This window comes from Marinobacter sp. RI1, from assembly GCF_041155085.1.
GTDB lineage: Bacteria > Pseudomonadota > Gammaproteobacteria > Pseudomonadales > Oleiphilaceae > Marinobacter > Marinobacter nauticus.
In genome coordinates this window covers 1,500,762-1,521,042 of record NZ_AP031605.1, presented here as the reverse complement: position 1 = coordinate 1,521,042, position 20,281 = coordinate 1,500,762, and the positions used below count along the sequence as shown (strand labels likewise).

Annotated in this window: 19 protein-coding genes; 8 read left to right on the top strand and 11 right to left on the bottom strand. The window is 58.0% G+C overall.

Annotated features, from left to right (window positions below):
* The first annotated feature begins 60 nt into the window (after positions 1–60).
* The 3 genes from ACAM27_RS06745 (at position 61) to ACAM27_RS06735 (ending at position 4,382) form a co-directional block, all read left to right on the top strand.
* Positions 61–1,119, top strand: coding sequence for a lysylphosphatidylglycerol synthase transmembrane domain-containing protein (locus ACAM27_RS06745; RefSeq protein ID WP_022992415.1), 1,059 nt, complete (start codon positions 61–63; stop codon positions 1,117–1,119).
* A complete protein-coding gene (locus ACAM27_RS06740) occupies positions 1,116–3,347 on the top strand; it encodes a glycosyltransferase (RefSeq protein WP_014422390.1) in 2,232 nt (743 codons plus the stop codon). Before ACAM27_RS06745 ends, ACAM27_RS06740 begins: the two co-directional genes overlap by 4 nt.
* Before the next feature lie 87 nt (positions 3,348–3,434).
* Positions 3,435–4,382, top strand: coding sequence for a DUF523 and DUF1722 domain-containing protein (locus tag ACAM27_RS06735; protein ID WP_011786452.1), 948 nt, complete (start codon positions 3,435–3,437; stop codon positions 4,380–4,382).
* A gap of 66 nt (positions 4,383–4,448) precedes the next feature.
* Here ACAM27_RS06735 and ACAM27_RS06730 read toward each other — a convergent pair whose 3' ends face one another.
* From ACAM27_RS06730 to ACAM27_RS06720, 3 genes are all read right to left on the bottom strand, one after another.
* Positions 4,449–5,180, bottom strand: a complete 732-nt coding sequence (locus ACAM27_RS06730; RefSeq protein ID WP_022992418.1) for a YdiY family protein — start codon at positions 5,178–5,180, stop codon at positions 4,449–4,451.
* A 23-nt stretch (positions 5,181–5,203) separates the two neighbouring features.
* Positions 5,204–6,223 carry a rhodanese-related sulfurtransferase gene (locus ACAM27_RS06725; RefSeq protein ID WP_011786454.1) on the bottom strand — a complete coding sequence of 340 codons (1,020 nt, stop codon included), beginning with the start codon at positions 6,221–6,223 and terminating at the stop codon, positions 5,204–5,206.
* A gap of 122 nt (positions 6,224–6,345) precedes the next feature.
* Positions 6,346–7,074, bottom strand: a complete 729-nt coding sequence (locus ACAM27_RS06720) for a DsbA family protein (RefSeq protein WP_222448830.1) — start codon at positions 7,072–7,074, stop codon at positions 6,346–6,348.
* A 123-nt stretch (positions 7,075–7,197) separates the two neighbouring features.
* Here ACAM27_RS06720 and ACAM27_RS06715 point away from each other — a divergent pair, with 123 nt between their 5' ends.
* On the top strand, positions 7,198–8,163 hold the full coding sequence (locus ACAM27_RS06715) for a nitronate monooxygenase family protein (RefSeq protein ID WP_023012204.1): 966 nt from the start codon (positions 7,198–7,200) through the stop codon (positions 8,161–8,163).
* Here the strand turns inward: ACAM27_RS06715 and ACAM27_RS06710 are convergent.
* The 6 genes from ACAM27_RS06710 to ACAM27_RS06685 form a co-directional block, all read right to left on the bottom strand.
* Positions 8,146–8,739, bottom strand: coding sequence for an ACP phosphodiesterase (locus ACAM27_RS06710; RefSeq protein ID WP_031211900.1), 594 nt, complete (start codon positions 8,737–8,739; stop codon positions 8,146–8,148). The genes ACAM27_RS06715 and ACAM27_RS06710 overlap by 18 nt on opposite strands.
* A gap of 3 nt (positions 8,740–8,742) precedes the next feature.
* On the bottom strand, positions 8,743–10,248 hold the full coding sequence (locus tag ACAM27_RS06705; protein ID WP_222533876.1) for a DUF5666 domain-containing protein: 1,506 nt from the start codon (positions 10,246–10,248) through the stop codon (positions 8,743–8,745).
* Positions 10,249–10,287: 39 nt separating this feature from the next.
* Positions 10,288–10,689 carry a hypothetical protein gene (locus tag ACAM27_RS06700; protein WP_022992423.1) on the bottom strand — a complete coding sequence of 134 codons (402 nt, stop codon included), beginning with the start codon at positions 10,687–10,689 and terminating at the stop codon, positions 10,288–10,290.
* Positions 10,686–11,531, bottom strand: coding sequence for a DUF6502 family protein (locus ACAM27_RS06695; protein WP_022992424.1), 846 nt, complete (start codon positions 11,529–11,531; stop codon positions 10,686–10,688). Before ACAM27_RS06695 ends, ACAM27_RS06700 begins: the two co-directional genes overlap by 4 nt.
* A gap of 79 nt (positions 11,532–11,610) precedes the next feature.
* Positions 11,611–13,041 carry a DUF5666 domain-containing protein gene (locus ACAM27_RS06690; protein WP_222448828.1) on the bottom strand — a complete coding sequence of 477 codons (1,431 nt, stop codon included), beginning with the start codon at positions 13,039–13,041 and terminating at the stop codon, positions 11,611–11,613.
* A 169-nt stretch (positions 13,042–13,210) separates the two neighbouring features.
* Positions 13,211–15,151 (bottom strand): methyl-accepting chemotaxis protein, encoded by a 1,941-nt coding sequence (locus tag ACAM27_RS06685; protein ID WP_222448827.1) that lies wholly within the window; start codon positions 15,149–15,151, stop codon positions 13,211–13,213.
* A gap of 183 nt (positions 15,152–15,334) precedes the next feature.
* On the opposite strand from ACAM27_RS06685, the gene ACAM27_RS06680 reads away from it, so the two are divergent.
* On the top strand, positions 15,335–15,511 hold the full coding sequence (locus ACAM27_RS06680; protein ID WP_011786463.1) for a DUF6435 family protein: 177 nt from the start codon (positions 15,335–15,337) through the stop codon (positions 15,509–15,511).
* Between the two features lie 33 nt (positions 15,512–15,544).
* Here the strand turns inward: ACAM27_RS06680 and ACAM27_RS06675 are convergent, their stop codons facing one another.
* Positions 15,545–15,889, bottom strand: a complete 345-nt coding sequence (locus tag ACAM27_RS06675; RefSeq protein WP_222448826.1) for a chaperone modulator CbpM — start codon at positions 15,887–15,889, stop codon at positions 15,545–15,547.
* Positions 15,890–15,900: 11 nt separating this feature from the next.
* Complete coding sequence (locus ACAM27_RS06670) at positions 15,901–16,860, bottom strand: DnaJ C-terminal domain-containing protein (RefSeq protein ID WP_011786465.1); 960 nt, start codon at positions 16,858–16,860, stop codon at positions 15,901–15,903.
* A gap of 255 nt (positions 16,861–17,115) precedes the next feature.
* On the opposite strand from ACAM27_RS06670, the gene ACAM27_RS06665 reads away from it, so the two are divergent.
* The 3 genes from ACAM27_RS06665 to ACAM27_RS06655 all read left to right on the top strand — a co-directional run bounded on the left by ACAM27_RS06665 (position 17,116) and on the right by ACAM27_RS06655 (position 20,273).
* Complete coding sequence (locus ACAM27_RS06665) at positions 17,116–17,889, top strand: SGNH/GDSL hydrolase family protein (RefSeq protein ID WP_011786466.1); 774 nt, start codon at positions 17,116–17,118, stop codon at positions 17,887–17,889.
* 68 nt (positions 17,890–17,957) lie between these two features.
* The gene (locus ACAM27_RS06660; protein ID WP_011786467.1) at positions 17,958–18,980 is read left to right on the top strand and encodes a hypothetical protein; all 1,023 of its coding nucleotides are present in this window, start codon (positions 17,958–17,960) and stop codon (positions 18,978–18,980) included.
* A gap of 57 nt (positions 18,981–19,037) precedes the next feature.
* Positions 19,038–20,273 (top strand): MFS transporter, encoded by a 1,236-nt coding sequence (locus tag ACAM27_RS06655; RefSeq protein WP_011786468.1) that lies wholly within the window; start codon positions 19,038–19,040, stop codon positions 20,271–20,273.
* The last annotated feature ends 8 nt before the right edge of the window (positions 20,274–20,281 follow it).

The window sequence follows — 20,281 nt, the reverse complement described above, 5'->3', positions numbered from 1 at the left end:
AACTGGACAAGCACTGCCCTGCACAGGGTACACTGCCCGCCACCAACAGACGGGCAGAGCATGACCAACAGCACTGACAGCAACTACCAGAAACGGACTTCCTGGCGACGGCTTACGGCCTTCGCCCTGTTGTTCCTAGTCATGACCGGCGCCGGCCTGTATGCGGTCTACGACCGCTTCGCCGGCCGCAGTTTCCAGTTCGACGATCGCCTGCTTTCTCCCACTCTGCTGTTGCCGGTCGCGGCCCTGCTGCTGATCTACTTCATGGCCGATGGTCTGCGCCTGCACTACACCCTCAAGGCGCTGGGGCACCGGCTGCCATTGCGCAAGATCTTCCGGCTGGTGTTCATTAATCTGTTTTTCTCCAACGTAACGCCCATGGCTACCGGGGGCGGGTTTGCCCAGATCTGGTATCTCACCCGCCATGGGGTGCCCGTGGCCCGCGCCACGGCGGCCACCACTATCCGCACGGTACTCGCGGTGGCGTTCATTTTCTCACTGACACCGGTCTTTCTATTGAGCCTGGAGGCCCTGGACGGCGGCATCTGGTCGTCCGGTATCGGCACTGCACTGGCGGTGTTTGTGTCGCTCTATCTGGGATTCTTCGCCGTGCTGCTGTTCCGGACACGCTGGATGATCCTGCCGTTGAGCGCTCTTGTCGCAGGCCTGCGCAAGGCACACCTGATCAACCACCGGCGGCACGACCGCTGGCAGTTCAAATTACGGCGGGAAATGCTGCGGTTTGCCCTGTGTTTCAGCGAATACCTCCGTGGCGCGCCACGGGACGTTCTGCTGTCGGTAGTGTTCACCGCCGTGTTCCTGCTCAGCCTGTTCAGTTTTCCCGCCCTTCTGATCCACGGCCTGGGCTATGAGGTGGATTACCTGACCACTCTGGGCTTGCTGGTGGTAACCACCTTCATCATGTATTTCTCCCCCACCCCCGGGGCCTCTGGCATATCAGAGGGCGTGTTCGGCAGTTTCTTCCGGGATATCCTGTCGGGCAATCATCTGGTGCTGGTCACCATTGCCTGGCGTTTTCTCACTATCTACCTGGGCATGTTCATCGGTTTGCTGGTGATGCAGAGGGAACTGATCAAAAGCCACCGGAGGCCGGAATGATCCGTCGTAACCCGCTTAAACTGCTGTTCTATCTGTGCCTGGCCATTGTGGTGGCGCTGGTGGGCTACAAGGTGTACCTGAATTTCTTCAAACAGGACTTTGAGGCCCTGCACAGCGAGCAGGTTGAACGCATCCACCAACGCACTCCGCCAGGCTCCGGTATCCGTTTTGCGGTGGTGGGCAACATCAACAATTCCGTGGGCATCTTCGAGCGCCGGTTTATCCCGACCCTGAATCAGGCCGGTGTGGACTTTCTGGTGTCGTCCGGCAATGCCGTGAGCGGCGGTGGCGAGGATAAATACCGGGCACTGTATGGCACCCTGAGCCACCTGGACATTCCCTATCTGCTCACCTTCGGCCCGCACGAATACGAGAATTTTGGCAGTTTCCGGTTTTATGATCATTTCGGGCCCCATTTCTACAGTGTGCGGGCCGGTAATACCCGGCTGATCTTCCTGGACAGCACCGGGAAAACGCCCTGGCGCTGGCAGATGCGCTGGCTCCGGGACCTTCTGGCCCACGACACCAGCAACGCCCACATCCTGTTTATTGGCCACCCGCTTCTGCAACCGGAAACCCCAGCCCTGTTCGACGATGAAGACGACTACCTGCAACCTCCCGCCTTCCGGGAGGAGCTGCTGCAGCTGATTCGGGAGCAAGGCATCGACCTGGTGTTTTCGGCCAACCTGTCGCTCTTTGACGAGCAAGTGGTGGATGGCACGCCCTACATCACCACCGGGGGTGCCGGCGGGCTGGTGCTGAATACGGAGGATAGCTTCTACCACTACGTGGACGTACGGGTCTCTCCAGACGGCGACGTCAGCTACCAGATGGAGCGTCTGGAAGTGGGCCAGCATCCGGTCTGGAAGCGCCTGGAGAGCTTCTGGTTCTTCGTGTATTCCCTGTTCTACACCGGCTATCTGAACTTCATCCTGATCGTCTCGGTGTTTTTGGCGCTCACCATCAAGCTTTACCAGGTTATCTTCATCGGCAAGGATTACTACCCGGATTACGACCTCGACCCCACCCCGTGGCTCGAAAAGCCGTTGCGGGTCACCATGTTCACCAACAACTATCTGCCTTTCATTGGCGGGGTTCCGATTTCCATTGAACGGCTGCGCCGTGGCCTGGAACATCTGGGAGATAGCACCCAGATTGTCGCGCCCCGGTATCGCGACCAGCCCAGTCATGAGGATGCGGTAGTTCGGGTACCATCACTGCTGGCCATGGGCGAGAAACGGGAATTCCGTCTGGCCAATATTTTCCTGGCCCGTATCCGCAAGCAGGTGCGGGCCTTCCGGCCGGATGTGATTCACCTGCATCATCCGTTCTGGCTGGGTAGTCTGGGGCTGTTTATGGCCCGTCAGCTGCGTATTCCGGCCATCTATACCTATCACACCCGTCTGGAGCACTACGCTCACTTTGTCCCCTTGCCCGGGATGCTGTTCCGGAACCTGATTTCCCACGCTCTGATCAAACGCTTCGCCAACCGCTGCGATGGCGTGATCGTACCGACTTACTCCACCGAGGAATACCTGCGGATGATCGGGGTGACCACCCCCACCTTCGTACAACCCACCGGTATCGAGTACGAGCGTTTCCAGGCTGTGAAGCCCGCAGATGTGGAGACACTCCGGAAAAAACTGGCGCTGAGCAACGAGAAGGTCTTTATCAGCGTGGCCCGGCTTTCCAACGAAAAGAACATCGACTTCATGATCGAAGCCATCGACCGGCTGCGGCAGGAAAGCGACGTGCCATTCCGGTTTCTGATGATTGGCGATGGCCACCAGAGGGACCGGCTACAGAAGAAAATTGACAGCCTGGAGCTGGGCTCTCACTTTACCCTGGTGGGCGCGGTTCAGCCGGAGGAGATGGCGCTCTGGTACAACCTTGGCGATGCCTTCCTGTTCGCCTCCAAATCCGAGACCCAGGGCATGGTCATTCTGGAAGCCATGTCTGCCGGGCTGCCGGTGGTGGCGGTTCGCTCCAGCGGCATTGAAGATGTGGTTCGGGACGGCCTGAACGGCTACAAGACTCCGGAGAACCAGGCCCGCTGGATTGAGAAAGCCCAACGGCTGCTTGAGGACGACAAACTGCGCACCGAGCTGTCGGACAAAGCCCGGGCCTTTGCCGAGGATTATTCCATCGAGCAATTTGCCCGGGATGTCCGGGGCATTTACGCGACCAGCCTGGCTGCCCGGGAGAAACGCAACAAAACGTCTTCATGAGTACCTTGGGTGCATTGCTCTGATCGGTTTACACTGAATGAACGTAAGCGGTATCAGTAACGTCACTTTTGTGTATTGGAGAAGCCTGTGAGCGGTATACCGGTTGGCATCAGCACCTGCCTGTTGGGCAAGGAAGTTCGGCACGACGGCGGCCACAAACACTCCCGCTACTGTACCCAGGTGCTGGCAAAGCACTTCGAGTTCCGCTCTATCTGCCCGGAACTTGAAGCCGGCCTTGGCGTTCCCCGCCCCGCCATTCATCTGCGGGAGCATGAAGACGGTCTTCATCTGGTGGAAAGCAAGGGCAGCAAAGACCACACCGAAGGCATGCAGAACTTCATTGCCGAGGTGCTACCCTCACTGGCCAACCTTCGCGGCTACATCCTGATGGCGAAGTCGCCCAGTTGCGGCATGGAACGCATCAAGATTCACAACGCCGAAGGCAGTTTCATGCACAGAGATGGCCGCGGTATGTTCGCCGAGGCGCTGATGAAAGCCTACCCGCTGATGCCGGTGGAAGAGGAAGGCCGCCTGCACGATGACATGCTGCGGGAAAACTTCATTGAACGGGTATTTGCCTACGACGACTGGATGCAGAACGTGGCAGGCGAAAACCTGACCAAGCAGGCGCTGATTGATTTCCACACCCGCCACAAGTTCACGCTGCTGGCCCATTCAGAAAAGATCTACCGGCAACTGGGCCCGATGCTGGGCGACCTCAAATCCGAACCTCTGGAACAGATTGCCGACCGCTACATCCATCAGTTCATGGAAGCCATGACCCAACGGGTAAGCCGTGGCTCGCATGTGAATGCCATGCAGCATCTGCTGGGTTTTCTGAAAGAAGGCATGTCGGCCGAGGAAAAAACCGTTCTGCTGGAGCAGATCGAAGCCTACCGGCGCGGTGAGATACCTCTGGTGGTGCCCATGACGCTGCTGCGCCTGGCCCAACGCAAGGAACCGGTAGACTACCTGCACTCCCAGAAATACCTGACGCCCTACCCGGACGAACTGGGCCTGAGAAACAACGTATAACCCCAAAAACAAACGGGGCAGAGGATTCTTCCCCTGCCCCGTTTTTGTTTGTGGCTACCGGGTGTGTCAGAACCCGTACAGCAACGACAATGACGTTTCTGTGTCGGTCTTGTCAGTACCGGCGGGCGCATCGGATACATGCTTTACCCGGAACGCCGCTTTCATCGACAGCGAACCCACGATACTGGTTTGCAGGGACGTTTCGGACTGGCTGATGGTGTTGTTCTCATCCAGTCCGATTTCGGTACTGAGCTTCTGCCGGAACAGGGCGGTGTCGGATAAGGCGTAGTCGAAATGGGCGGCTAATCTTGCGATCGCTTCCTTTTCGGCGTCGTCGCCATCGTCATTCACCTCCTCAAGCTTGTTATACCGATAACCCAAGCCTCCAGAAAGGTCGAGGAACGATCGCTCTCCCACCTGCCAGACTCGGTTTCCGTAACCAGTGCTCAAGGTAGACTCGAAGTCGTAACCGGAGAAACGATCGTCTTCCCAGGAACCTCTGACAAACCAGTATTGTTGCTCATCGAACTTGTAGTCGGATTCCAGCGCAGCCTGATATTCCTCTGCGGTGGTTTCGTCGTCAGCTTCGGTGTACCGGGAACTGAACTCGCCGGTATTCCGCCACATCGTTGTCTCATGTTTGAGAGCCAGCCGACCATTCACCTTGGTTTCTTCGGTGTTGCCAGAGGTCAGCAAAATGCCAAGCTCAGCCTCACCTTCGACGTTGCCGCTTTCCTGGGCCCAGGCCACGGGGGCCACCACCAGGCAGGCAACCGCCAGGGGTTTTCTGATCAACATACTGTCTCCTTACTCAGGGGCTGTTAATTCACAGCAGACTTACGCTGCTTTTCCCCCTCCAGACTCCTGCGCGCCTGTGCTTCCCGTTCGGCCTTCTTGCGGGCCTTTCGCTCAGCAATAATACGTGCGGCCTCGCCGCCGACGTGTTCTTCTCCCCGCTCACGGGCCAGGCGCATCTGGCGCTCACGCTCCTTGAAACGGGCTTTCTGTTCTTCGGTCAGGCTGTCGATGCACTGGTGGCAACTGACACCCTGTTCGTATTCCGGGCGCTGCTTGTCGGCCTCGGTAATCGGCCGGCGACAGGCGTGGCACTGGTCGTATTCGCCACGTTCCAGGTTGTGATTCACCGTTACCCGGTCGTCAAATACGAAACACTCACCCTGCCACAGACTCTGCTCCTGGGGAACCTCTTCCAGGTACTTCAGGATGCCGCCCTTGAGGTGATACACCTCTTCGAAGCCCTGCTCTTTCAGATAAGCCGTAGACTTCTCGCAGCGGATACCGCCGGTGCAGAACATGGCGACTTTCTTGTGCTTCTGCGGGTCGAGGTTCTGCTTCACATACTCAGGAAACTCGCGGAAGGTGTCAGTGGCCGGATTGACGGCGTTTTTGAAAGTGCCGATCTCGACTTCGTACTGGTTACGGGTGTCGACCAGGACAACGTCCGGATCAGAGATCAGGTCGTTCCATTGTTGCGGCTCCACGTAGGTGCCGACAATCCGCTTGGGATCGATGCCATCGACGCCCATGGTGACGATTTCTTTCTTGAGTTTGACCTTGGTGCGTTTGAACGGCTGGATATCGACGAAGGATTCTTTGTAGTCGATGCCGTTGAAGCGGTCGTCTTTGCCAATCCACGCTTTCACAGCGTCGATGCCTTCTCGGCTGCCGGCGATGGTTCCGTTGATGCCTTCGCGGGCCAGCAGCAGGGTGCCGTGCACGCCTTTTTCCAGCATCAGGTTCAGCAAGGGCTGGCGTAGATCTTTGTAATCATTGAGGACTGCGAACTTGTAGAGTGCGCAGACGACGATTTCGTTGCTCATGGTTTTCTCCTGCGGGCCGGATCGTAAATCCGGAGCATGATTTGATATTTGTCACGGCCGGTGGGCGCGAGGGGGCAAAGTTTAATCAACCAGGCCCCCGATGCAAGTTGCGGATGGCCGCATTACTCCGCTTTGGCCAACTCCCGTTCTACAACCGCCGACAACTGGCCCCAGCCGGGCCGTGTCAACTGGATGTTGTCGACCATGACCGTGGGTGTGCTGGCGACCCGGAGCTGGACAGCCACTTGCAGGCTCTGTTCGACAGCTTCCCGGTGCAATTCTGTTTCCATGCAACGACGGAAGCGGCGTTCTTCCAGGCCGAGGTCACTGGCGTAGCGGGTGAAGGTGGCCGTCGGATCGTTGGAACCACTCCAGTCTATCTGGGAACCGTAGAGTTTGTCGTGCATGGCCCAGTACTGGTCCTGATCACCCGCACAACGGGCGGCCAGGGCGGCGGGCATGGCGTTCTGATGCTGGCGCAGAGGCAGGTCGAAATAGACGAAACGGACTTTACCGGACTCCACATATTCTTTCTTGAGGCGCTGGCTGGCTTCGGCGAAGCGGGCGCAGGCCGGGCACTGGTAGTCGGCGAACTCGCGGACGACAACCGGCGCGTCTTCGTTGCCAACGGAGACGCCGTACTGGTCGACAATGGCCGGGAATTCGTCGGCGTTGGGGGCCGCCACGGGAAGTGCCTCGGAGCTGGGTGCCGGTGGTTTGGTGACGAAATACAGGCCGGCAATGACGGCCACCCCGATCACCAGTGACAGGACGATGATCAGTGATTTGCGGCCCTGCGTGTTGCGTGGCGAGGGGGCGCCGGTCTGTTTACGTCGTTTTGCTTCACCCATGACGGGCTCCTTGTCTGGAGGTTAATAACACACTATCTCAGAAAACCGGTTTCGCGGCTCTGCGGGAACAGGCTAAGATCCCCCATAGCTTGAGAAAGTTCCAATAAAAATCAAGGACTCAACATGCCAATTCCCGCACAGCTCCAAAATCAGCTTCGTCTTCCGTTAATTGCCGCCCCCATGTTTCTGATTTCCTCACCCCGCCTGGCCCTTGCCTGTTGCAAAGCCGGCATCGTGGGCAGTTTTCCAGCCCTGAACCAGCGCAGCAGTGAGGGTTTCGAGCAATGGCTGGTGCAGATGAATGACGAGCTGGCGCAATGGCAAGCGCAGCAACCAAGCGCGACAACCGCGCCCTATGCCGTGAATCTGGTGGTGCACCGCACCAACCCGCGCTGGCAAGCGGATCTTGAACTGTGCGTAAAGCATCAGGTGCCAATTGTCATTACCTCCCTGGGCGCGGCCAGCCAGGTGGTGGAAGCCGTGCACAGTTACGGCGGGCTGGTATTCCACGATGTCACCAATCAGAAACACGCCCGCAAGGCGGCAGAAGCCGGGGTGGATGGCATCATTGCGGTCAGCGCCGGCGCCGGTGGCCATGCCGGTACCACCAACCCGTTTGTACTGGTGCATGAAATCCGTGAGGTGTTCGATGGCACCATTTTGCTGGCCGGCGGTTTGTCCCACGGAGAGGATCTGTTGGCAGCCCAGGCGCTGGGGGCAGATCTGGCCTATATGGGCACACGGTTTATCAATACCGAGGAATCCGAGGCAGAGGATGCCTATCGGAACATGATCATCGAAGCCGTATCAGCGGATATCATCCATACCCCGGCGGTGTCCGGTGTACCGGCCAGCTTTATGCGCCAGAGCCTGGAGGCCGCTGGCTTTGATATGCAGAAGCTGAACCAGGCCGGCGATGTGAATTACGGCGAGAAGCTCAAGCCCATGGACGATGAGGCCAAGGCCTGGAAGACCGTCTGGTCCGCCGGTCAGGGTGTGAGCCAGATTCATGATGTGGTGTCGGTTGAGGCGTTGGTTCAGCGATTGGAAGAGGAATATCAGCAGGCCCGTTCACGCCTGATGGGATGATTCCGGATAGCGGTTGGCGAAGGCCTGAAGTTCCGGAAAGAAGGCCAGAAAATGTTCCTCCAGTTCCGATTCATTGGCCCGGATTTCGTCGATGATGCCGGTAAACCGGTTGGCAAAGCGGATTCGGCTGGCCACGCGATCGAGGGCATAGCCGATGTTGTCCAGATCCTGATAGGCGCCAAACCAGTCATGCTCGACCATGCGACGGGTCACCACCGCCATGTTGTCGGGCATCAGCGCCTGGTGGCTTTGCAGTTCCTGGTATACGGTCCGGATAAAGGTATTTTTGTCCCAGTCACTGAACTGTTCCCAGTGCCGGAGCAGAAAGTGGTCGTAGAGGATATCCAGAGCCACGCCGGCAAAGCGCCGGCGCTCCCTTGAGAACAGGCTTTTACTGGCCAGCACCTGCGGATGCTGATCGGTGAATACATCAACCGCCAGGTGGTGCCGCACGCCTGCAAGCACCGGCGACGGCACATGATCCCAGTCCAGTCCCCGGGTGAAATCCCCGAGGATACTGCCCACTCTCGCCTCCGGTGAGTCCGGTGCGAGGAAGGTGTGGGCGAGGTGGTTCATGGCTCAGTCTTCGCTTTCCAGTTCGATTTCATCGGCCACGAAGTTGCCCGGTGTTGGCTCACGATACTCTACTTCAAGTACCGGCCGCTGCCCGGCATCGAAGGCATCAATCAACTCGTCGCGGCTGGTGCCTTCAAACTGGGTATCTATCGTGGTTTGCACATCAATTCCCAGTACCGTGAACACAGTCCCCTGCACGTGCGTGAGCTGACCCTGGCTTTCATATTCACGATCCGCCGCTGGCCCATTGTCTTCCTCATTGCGCTCAACCTTTATCGCTTCAAGCACAACGCCAGAGCCGGACTGCCGCTCAATCCCTTCCACTTCCAACTGATAACTGCCGTTCAGGTCCGCCAGTTTCAGACGCAGATCGCTGTCATCGTCGGTGATGATCGTCCGTGGCGTGAGCTGCACCAACACACCACCAACCCGGAAGGTCTGGTCGTTGAAGTTGAGCGTGTTGACGTCGAGGACACCGTCTACTGACGCGTTGCCTTCACGAGCTTCAATTTCTTCAGCCAGTACGGAGCCATTGTCCTGGAAATCCCCCTCAACCTGTATCAGCATGCCGGCGGTCAGATCCGAGGCCGACAAACCATCATCAAACTCGGTGTTGTCGTCGACAAAGACAATCAGGCCGTTGATGTGGAAGGAGCGGGTCGATGCGTTGTAGTCGGTGCTCACGGGGCCTGAGAACTCAATGTCATCGCCGGAGCCCCGACGGTAGCGACGGGTTTCGCCTTCGTCGATTTCCCGGGCAATCAATACGCCACTGGAGATCGTACCTTCGGCCTCCACCAGCAGAAGATCTGCCAGATCGGCTTCCGTCAGCGACCCGGCGAACGCGCTGTCAGTGTACGAGACCAACTGCCCGTTAATGCTGAACTGATTCAGATTCAGCTGCAATGAACCCTCGTCGATGCGGCCTTCAATCTCTACGTTGGTTTCATCCTGCGTCATCAAACCAATGTGGCTTGCCCGGTACCGACCGTTGGGGTCCGGTTCACGCCAGCCACTGATGCGCACGAAATCGCCGTCTGCCAGGGTTTCAAGCGCAATGTCCTTGAACACCGTCTGCTGGTCGGCAACCACAGTCTGCTCATAGATGGTGAACCGCACCAATTCGACCATACCGTCGGCATCCAGGGTCTGAATCAGATTGTCCACACGCCCGCGGAAGGTATCGTCATACTCGACCGACTCCGCATTCCCCCGGCCATCAACCCGCCACTCGCCTTCGATCCTCAGGATCATGCCTTCCTGTAACTGGTCTTCACGCTCAATGCCGTCATCACTGCTGACGCGACCATCCGTCTCAAACTTCACGCCATTGACGAAGACGCTGCCGAAACCGGAAACCGGCCCAACACTGGAGCCAGTGCCTCGGATGCCGCCGTCGGCAACGTCGACTCCACCACCGCCACCGCCGCCGCAGGCACTCAACACGCCGAGTGCGATCGGTGCGGCGGCCAGTTTCAGCATTCTGTGAAGCGTTACTGCTCTGAACATTGTTCTCTCCTGCAGGCCATCCGGGCCCGCCACTGATTGTCAGCTGTCGTTGTGGCGTCGTCGTAGCTTGTCGATGTCAACAAAATCATCGTAATTGCCCAGGCTCAGTGAACCGGTAGCACCCCAGGGAGCATAAGCGCTTCTCTTTAACAGAACGTGACCGCTCTCCAGGGTTTCCACAATGCCCTTTCGAAGCAGTTCCGCAAGCACGACCGAAGGCACCAGGTTTGGGTTGGCGATTTGCACCAGGTCAACAAAGGAATGGGGTTCATGGGGCGTTGCAAGCACCACCTTCGGGTGTTTCTGCTCATCCAGGAAATGCTCGGAACTCAGCCAGTATCTCACCACCTGGCGGGCACCCGGCGAAAGCAGCATGCTGACCAGTTCGGTGGTTTGCCAGCGCGGGGGTTGTCCGGTCGGGACATTAAGAGCCATCATCATTCGTCTCCGCTCTTGTTCGTCTGAACCGGCTCTTCAAAATAGAAAATGCTGACGCCGGTCCGTACCGATTCGCCGCCCTCCTGGCCGGATACTCCCCGGTCGTGAGGCCCTAACCAGCTGTCCAGATCTTCCAGCAGGGCCTGGGACTGCCTTGCGGCTTGTTCACGCCACGCAGCGATCACCTCTGGTGGTATTTCATTATAGGTCAGGGTGCGCTGGAACAGCGGCTCACGCCCGACATCCCGACTCACCAGATTGTGATCAATAGTGGCTACAAGATCAGATACGTCCTCTCCGAAGATCTGGAGCATTTCTTCGCTGTCTCCGGCCGGCACATACGCCCGCTGTTTCAGGATCAGGAACCCAGTATCCGGCTCAACCGCGACTACCCCAACCCGCTGGAGCTCATCCAGTACCGCTCTGGGAGTCATATCGCCACTGTATTTTCGAACCAGCTCACTGAAGCTCCCGGCGCCCTCGAATGCCAGCACCGCGGGCTGTCCATTCGCTGCCTGATAGGTCTCATCGTGCACCCATCCGGACACCACACGCGACGCGCGATTTGCATGAGAGGTTCGTTCACTGACCGGGCTTTGCCCCGCCAATATCTCTCGTTGTTTTCGCACTTCTTTGCGGGTCAGGCCTGTCATCACTGCCGCTCTGGAATCGGTTGGTTTGCGGCGCCCGTCAGAGAAATCCTCCAACGCAGCCTCCACATACGCCCTTTTCACCAGCTCAGAGAACTCGCCGAACGGAACGCCATTGCGCAACAGCAGTCTGGCCATCGGGCGCAAAATGCGGAACAGCGCTTGGTGCAGGGGATTGGATTTGGCATCAGTCATGTTTGGGATTGTATTCCCATCTTGCCCCGGAAAACCAGACACAGGTTGCGGTATCCCCCGCAACCTGTGTCCTTCGACCTCAGTTTTCGGGGTTTGCGGTCAACACATACTCTCCGCCGATGGTCTGGTCGTACTCAACCTCGGCTTCATCACCAACCTGAAGACCCGCAACGCTGAAGCCATTCAGCAGGATTTCCAGATTCATCACCGTCACCGACGTATCGGAAATGGCATCGATTCTGGCCTCCAGCTCAAAGTTATCATCTTCGTCGCTGTCTTCCCGCTCAATGGTGAAGGCTTCAAGGTGATCAGTACGCTGACGACCTTCAACCTCAACATAGTCCCCAACGCTGAAGGCGTTGATGTCATCAACCCGATTACGCAGGTCGTTATCGCTGTCATCGTCGTCGATCAGGGTATTGGCGGTGAGTTGAACGCGAACGCCACTGACCACCAGCAACTCATTGTCCAGATCGATCTGCTGGATGATGCCGTCCAGTTCCGCATCGCCTTCCCGGCCTTCCACTTCTTCCGCCAGCAGAGTGTTGTTGCGGAAATCACCCTCGACTTTCACGAACACGCCATCCTGAAGGCTGCCCTCGCTGATGTCGTCAAACTCAGTCTCAGCATTCAGCTGAACCAGCACGCCATTAATCCGGAAGGTGCGGGCAGACGCATCGAAATCGTAGATATCACCGGAAATTTCAACGTCATCGTTGTCGTCAAACAGGTCGTCCTCATCATCAATTTCCTCGGCAAGCAGGACATCGCCGTCTGCGTTGAGCTGACCTTCCACCTCAACCGCAAGCCCGTTCTCCAGTTGGTCCAGACTGAAGTCGTCATCCGCGACTGCGCTGGTGTAATCCACTGTGAAACCGTTGATGGTGAAGGTCTGCAACTGCGCATCCAGGTTCTGGACCACGCCTTCAAGCTCAGCTTCATTCACATCGTCAAAATCCGAGCCCAGCAGACGCGCACCCACGAAGCTGGCCCGGAAACTGCCGTCATCCAGCCGCCAGCCGCTTACCCGAACCCGATAGTTGGCAGGCGCGGCCGCAAGCTCAACCGGTGTGGCTCCGCGGAATACCGTCTGGTTGTTAAGCACAACCACCTGCCCCAGCAACTCCAACTGACCGGTGCTGGCGGTGGCATCCCAGGTTGCCGCAACCAGTGGTCCCCTCAGGGTATCGTCATAGAACACAGCGTCGGCCTGGCCCTGGCCCCGCTCGTCCCAGTCACCTTTGATTTTCAGCACCATGCCTTTTTCAAGCTGGCCCTCACGTTCGATGCCGTCGTCACTGCTAACGCTGCCATCGGTCGCAAACCGGGTTCCGTTGACATACACGCTACCAAAACCGGTCACCGCACCAACGCTGGTGCCCTCGGCATTGCCACTCGCACCCACTGAACCGGAGGAGCCGGAGCCACCGCCACCACAGGCGGCCAGACCGCCGGCCAAGGTACCAACCAGAACCAAGTTGATCGCTTTTGAAAGTCCGTTGCGCTTCATCTTCCTTCTCCCGACTGATTTGACAGAATCCGGCGCATTTTTCAGCGCCACAATAATTGGGATATTTTTCCCAAACAATTAAATGGGAAAATAATCCCAAATTTTCAATTTGTCCAGTCAGGAAAGATGAAAATTTCGTGAATCGTTTCTGGAAACGTGTCCGGGTCTGCTAGACCCGGAACTGGGATGCCTTTGTTTGCAGGGCCGACAGGGTGCTTGCTATTTCACCGCTGGCCTCGTCCGATTGCGTTATGGAATCAACGGTTTCCCGGGAGGAATCGGCGATTTCACGCACGCTGACACTGACTTCGCTGGCGTGCCCACTCTGATCTTCCGCCACCCCGGAGATCTCAAGGGCCCGCTGCTGAAGGCTGGCCAGCAGTTGGTTAATGCGGTCGAAGTGCTCATCGGCCCGGTGGAACTCGGTTGAGGATTCCGCGACCTGACCGGACACATCGTTAATGGTGCAGACGGCCTGACGACTGCCCTGCTGCAACCTTTCGATAATGGCCTGAATCTCGGTGGTCGACTCCTGGGTTCGGCTGGCCAGAGTGCGTACTTCATCAGCCACCACCGCAAACCCTCGACCGGACTCGCCAGCCCGCGCCGCTTCGATGGCGGCGTTCAGTGCCAGCAGGTTGGTCTGCTCCGCGATAGCCCCGATCACGGACAATACCGAGCCAATCTCTTTGCTCTGGGTATCCAACTGATTGACCGCCGCGACCGCCTGCTCAACGTTCCGCACGACGCTGTCGAGACGATCACGCACTTCTCGGGAGATCTCCGCCGTGGCCGCACTTTCGGCGCTGACATTTCGGACTTCGCCGGCGATATCCTGCACATCACCGGCGACTTCGGAAATGCTGCGCGACATCATCTCCATGGTGCCGGAAACCTGGGCGACACCCTGCTCCTGACGATTCACCGCGGCCACGGCGCGGCGACTGATATCCCGCTGGGCCTGCGCCTGGCCGGCGGCGGACTCTGCCGACGCCTTGACGTCTGAGACCAGTTCCTGGATCCGAGCAATAAACCGGTTTACTCCGTGCCCCATTTCGGTCAGTTCGTCATTGCCTTTAAGGGAGACTCTCCGGGTGAGATCGGCTTCGCCATCGGCAATCCCCCAGATCGCCTGGCTAAGGCGGTAAACCCTGGGCAATACGCCGCCGCCCAGCACCAGGGCCACAAGCACAACCAGGGTTACGACCGACACCACCGCCAGAAGCGACAGCTTGGTGGACAGACTCTCGGCTTCTTCATTCAACGCCTGCACGGTGTTATTCATGCTCGTGCGGGTTTCTGTGTCCATGGCTGCGAGCTGCTGTTGTAACCGCTGGTTCACCTGCTCCGTTTCGGTGCCAAGTGTCTCCCTGAGTGCATCAATACTGCCCGCAATGGTTGCTCCGAATTCCGCCTCTAGCCGAGTCAGGTCACGATTGATGCCCTCAAGCGACAACCCAAGTTTCAGCTCTCCAATAGCCGAACCCTGTGGCGCAATATCCGCGCTGATGATCACCACATCGGGATCCCGGCTGGCAGCATCCAGGACCCGATTTGCAGCACCACGACCTTCCCCCTGCTCCATAAGAGTGCGAACACGATCGTCCGTGCGATCCACATAGCGGGTGAGACGTTCACCGTACTGATCGTAGTAAATCGCAAACAGAACAGACTCTCTGGCATCGGCCAGTTCCACCAGATCGGTCAGGCGGGGGATGTCACGATCCCAGATCAGAGGCGCAGCGACGGCAGCCAGCACCTCGGCAAGCCCCTGGGCTTCCGCCATAACGGCTGTACGAACATTACCGGCCACACGCTCCTGCTGCTCGGTCTGCTGGCGGGTGAGTTCCGCGGAAAGTTCGTCGGTGGTTTTCTGGCGCATGCGCTCAAGCCGGCCCCGGACATCTTCCCGGGTTTCACCAAACGAGGCGCTGACATTATTGCTGCTGGCCACCAGCGCGGTGCCTGCGGTTTCGACCAGCCGCTCAACCTGGTTCGATATCAACCATTGGCTGACAACGACCTGAATCAGGCCAGCGACCAGAAGCACAATGAACACCGGCCGTAACAGACGACTGGTCACGAGGTGTTTGAAAAAGCGTATGGACATAGGGACTCCGCTAGTGTTCGCGCGCAAAGCATCCTGCACACCGACAGCCGGCTCCCTGCCGAGTTTCTGTCTTTATGTATAGCAAAAGGCGGGCCTATGTGGGCAGCAATCCAGGCTCTGGAGTGAACTTCGCCGGCCCGACAGCGTATATGCTGGAACACTGAACAAGAGGAGAAGCCAGCCATGCTGGGATTTCTGAAGGGCGACCCGAAGAAAAAACTGCAGAAAGCCTATGAGGAAAAGCTCGCCAAGGCGCTGCATGCACAGCGCAATGGCGATTTGCGTAGTCACGGCACGCTGATGGAGGAGGCCGAGAAGATCTACGCCGAAATACAGGCACTGGAAAAGTCCGGGCGCTGATACAGGCGTTCAGCCCCCGGGACAATAATACGGCTACTCGCCCATCAGTTGGCGAATGCGCTGGTTCAGACGGTCCACCTCCCGCCGCATGTCCTGGACTTCGTCCAGCAGCTCCAGTGACATCGCCAGCCCGGGCAGGTTGAGTTTGAGATCCCGCTGCAGGCGCAGCGCTTTCCGCAGACGACTCAGAGCGGCCACGTCAAATTGCCACTGGCGCATTTCCGGCACCTCGTCCAGCGGCGAGATGACTCCATAATCCACCAGTTTGATCACAAACTCTGCATGGCAGTCCCCACGTTCGCAGATTTCCCGAAGCGAGAAGGTGCTGCCATCGGTGTTGGTGACTTCCACCGTCAGAATCCGGTCTTTGCTCGTCATGTTCGCCTCCCTCACACGTGCAGCTTGCTGCGCGGATTAAAGCCTTTCTCCAGCTCAGCCAGCTTCTCGTAGAGTGCTTCAGCTTCCGCCGTGTGCTGTTCCGGCATGGCCACTTGCAGTACCACAATCTGGTCGCCCGGATGTTTACCCGGGAAGCCTTTGCCCTTGAGCCGGAGTTTGCGCCCGCTGGTGGCCCCCTTCGGTACCTTCACATTCACCTTTCCGCTCACCGTTGGTACTGTGACCGTCGCACCCAGGGCGGCCTCCCACGGGGAGATTGGTACAGTCACGAGCACATCCCGGCCCTCAATGCTGAAGTGTGGATGTGGCGCCAGTTCCACTTCGATAAACAGATCGCCAGACTCACCACCACCAACGCCGGGCGCGCCCTGGCCTTTGAGCCGGATGTGCTGCCCTTCCCGCATACCCGCGGGGATCTTTACTTTCAGGGTTTTCTGGCGTGGTATCAGGCGGCCCTGGTCATCCGGTTCATGAACCGTAAACGACACCTGTTTCTCGCAACCGTTAAAGGCCTCTTCAAGAAACAGGGCCAGCCGGGCATGCACATCCTCACCCCGCATTCTCATGCTCTGGCGAAAACCGCCACCACCGAAGCCCCCACGCCGGCCGCCGCCGAAGATTTCCTCAAAAAAATCACTGAACTGACGAGCGTCGGCCTCTGTGTATCCTCCGCCGCCAAAGCCGGAGGCACTCTGCCAGCCCGGTGGCGGCTGGAATGAACCATCGTCTCGGGTGCCGTACTTGCGCAACTGGTCGTACTCGGCCCGTTTCTCGGGGTCCTTCAGTACTTCATACGCTTCGCCCACATCTTTAAAACGGTCGCTCGCATCGGCTTCTTTGCTGACATCCGGGTGATATTTCCGCGCCAGCTTACGGTAGGCCTTCTTGATTTCCTCGGGCGTGGCAGACTCACTCACACCGAGGACGGCGTAATAGTCTTTGAAATCCATGGTGCTCCTCGCATCTGAGCAAATAGGTTTCTCTGATTACCTATATTTGACGCTGATGGAAAAAATACAAGCCAGTGCTGATCGCCACTTGAGACAGGTCAAGCACTGAGAGGCGGTTCACAATGACCGACTGATGGCCGGATCTGACAACTCCGAAGCCTCTTCTACCATTCTGCAAACCAGCGCCCATGGACGATATTGAAAGGGCAGTACCCATAGACGGACCGTCTATCCCTTACACAAGGAGTTCAAACAATGACAATTAATGAACACCGTTCGTTCCTGCCCGATCTCCTGGGCAAAACCCTCAAACCAGCCATGGCACTTGGCGCAGCACTGCTGTTTACCGGCTGCAGTGAACTCGGCTATCTGCTCAGTAACGACAAGGTGACCGACGCCGATAACGACCAGGTCGTTTTCGTTGGCGATTCCATCTTTGCCCTCTCCGGTGAAATCCAGAATCAGCTGGAAGCAAAAGCCGGCGAAACCTTCCGGCGCTACACGGTCTCCGGTGCAGAGCTGTCCGGTGAGCTGATTGCCCCGTCTATTCCCAATCAGTTCCGGGAAGCCGTCACAGACAACCCGGATATCAAAACCATTGTCGGTGATGCCGGCGGGAACGATATTCTGATTCCGGCGATTGCCTTCAACTCCAACAACTGCAAGACACCCTGGTGGCGCTTCGGGCGCCTGAGCCAGCAATGCCGGGATTTCATCGATGATATCTATGTGGAAGGCGTGGATTTCCTGAACGAGATGGCGGAAGCCGGCGTTCAGAAGGGCATTCTTACCGGCTACTACTACACCAAAAACGGCCTGTTCCGGCTGGATGACATGAAAGAGGCGGTGGACTACGGCAATGCCACACTGGCCAAGGCCTGCGAGAACTCGGTACTGGACTGCACATTTGTGGATCCGCGCTGGGTAATCAACGACCGCGACATCATCTTTGATGGTATCCACCCGGCGGATAGCGGTTCGAAAAAGATCGCTGATCTGATCTGGCCGAAACTGCAACCGCTCCTCTGAGCCCCAGGTGTCCCGGCCGAACGGCGGCCGGGACCGCATACGGCAAAACCAATAGCAGGACCGCTGCAATGAAACCACTCAATTCCGTATTGGCGCTCGGTGCCCTGGCCTTAGTGATTGCGGGCGGTTTTCATTACTGGCCCGAGTCATCAAAGCCGGCGGCTATGCAAGCACCCAATGGTTCCACCCCCTCGCGTGCGGCAGCGACGCCCACCACCGAGCCAACCCAAAGCGGCGACCAACGCGTTGTTGAACTGGCCGTTAAGTACCTGGAACTGTACGGCGACACCATCACCGAGCCGGCCACCCAGGCACGTCTGTATAACGAACGCCGAAACCTGTTGGCGCGTTATCCGGATGCCGGTGACGAGCTTTTCCAGTCCGCCGTCACCACGGCCTTTCCGGAACTGGCCGACAGCATTTTCGCGTTAATGGCCAAGCTGGACCTGTATAACCGGTGGCTCGACAATCACGAGCTTCGTTTACAGGGGTTGCCGGACATGGAACGCTACGCCGAGCTCTGGCAGCAACGCGAAGCGATTTTCGGCCCCCTGGCAAGCCAGATCTGGGCCGAGGAGCAGAACCCGGTGGAAGCCAAATCGGACCAGTTCCAGCAGACTCTGGCGCGGCTGGACCAGGCCAACCAGATGCCACTGACCGAACTGGCTCACCAGCTACAGACCACCGCAGACGAACTCTATGGTGCCGATCTGGCCCGGCAACTGGCGGGTTCCGGTGCGACCGGCCACGCCCTGTTCTCCATGGACAGCGTTCAACAACAACTCGCCAGCCTGCCGGCAGACAAACGCCAGCAAACCATCAACGCTCTGCGCCGCCAGATAGGCTACTCCGAAGAAACCGTTCGCCAGTTGGCCGAGGAAGACCAGCGCCGGGAGGAAAAATGGCAGAAAGGCAAAGCTTATATGGCCGAAAGACGCGCCCTGGAGAACCGCCTGAACGGCGATCAACTGGAGGCCGCGTTAACGGATCTTCGCCAGGAACATTTCGGGTTTTCTGCCCCGACCATCGAACGGGAAGAGGAAGAGGGCTTTTTCCGGTTTGAGCGCGAACGCCGCTACGGCTTGAATTAGTAAGCTAACGTCCATCCTCATAATCGCTTATAGCTGCTAGCGCACCCAATCCTGACAATGGCGGGCTTTCTCTTCCCTGATGAAATCAAGGAGATCAGATTGAGCGCCGCCACCCACAATCCCGATTCGGGCCTTCCGACCTGGCTAATCGTTTTTGCGTTAGCGATGGGCGGCTTTGGTATCGGTACCGGTGAATTCGCCATTATGGGATTGATGCCCAATGTTGCTCAGGATCTCGGCGTTTCTGAACCACAGGTAGGTCATCTTATCTCCACTTATGCGCTGGGCGTGGTGGTCGGTGCACCCATTCTGGCCATTCTCGGTGCGCAACTTTTCCGGCGGCAGTTGCTCATACTACTGATGCCCTTCTACGCGCTGGGCAACCTGGCCAGTGCCCTGGCCAGCAATTACGAATCCCTACTGCTTTTCCGGTTTATCGCCGGACTGCCCCATGGCGCCTACTTCGGTGTTGCGGCCCTCGTGGCAGCCTCACTGGTGCCGGTACACAAGCGGGCCAAGGCGGTGAGCCAGATCATGATGGGGCTGACTCTTGCACTGCTGATCGGCAATCCCCTGGCCACGGTAATGGGGCAATCCATGGACTGGCGCTATGCCTTTGGTTTTGTTGGCCTGGTGTCTTTACTCACCGCGGTGCTGGTAACCCTGTTCCTGCCCAAAAATCCTCAGGAACAAAGGCACAGCCCGTTAAGCGAAATCCGCGCCTTTAACAAACCACAAATCTGGTTTGCACTGGCCATTGGCGCTATCGGTTTCGCAGGCATGTTCGCTGTGTTCAGTTACCTTGCCCCGACACTGCTGGAAGTCACTCGAGTGGATGCTGCCTGGATTCCCGTGGCCCTGGTGGTATTCGGATTGGGCGGTTTTGTGGGCAACCTGCTTGGTGGCTGGTTGTTTGACCGGCTGCAATTCCGGGCCGTTGGCGTGATCCTGGTATTCAGCGCCATGATTCTGAGCGTCTTTCCTTCTGCCACAGGCTCATTGCCCGTCTTGCTCGTGGTCTGTTTCCTGACCGCTTTAATGGTGGCTCTGGGCCCGGCGCTGCAAACCCACCTGATGGATGTGGCAACCGGCGCCCAGACTCTGGCGGCTGCCTCCCATCACGCCGCATTCAATCTTGCCAATGCCCTGGGCCCATGGCTGGGCGGGATGGCCATTACCGCCGGCTTCGGCTGGCAGTCCACTGGCTACGTAGGAGCTGCAACCGCCGTAGCCGGGCTGATGATTTTCCTGGTTGCCTGGCGCCGGCCTGAGCCGGTGCCTGAGGCCAGATAGGCGCTCAT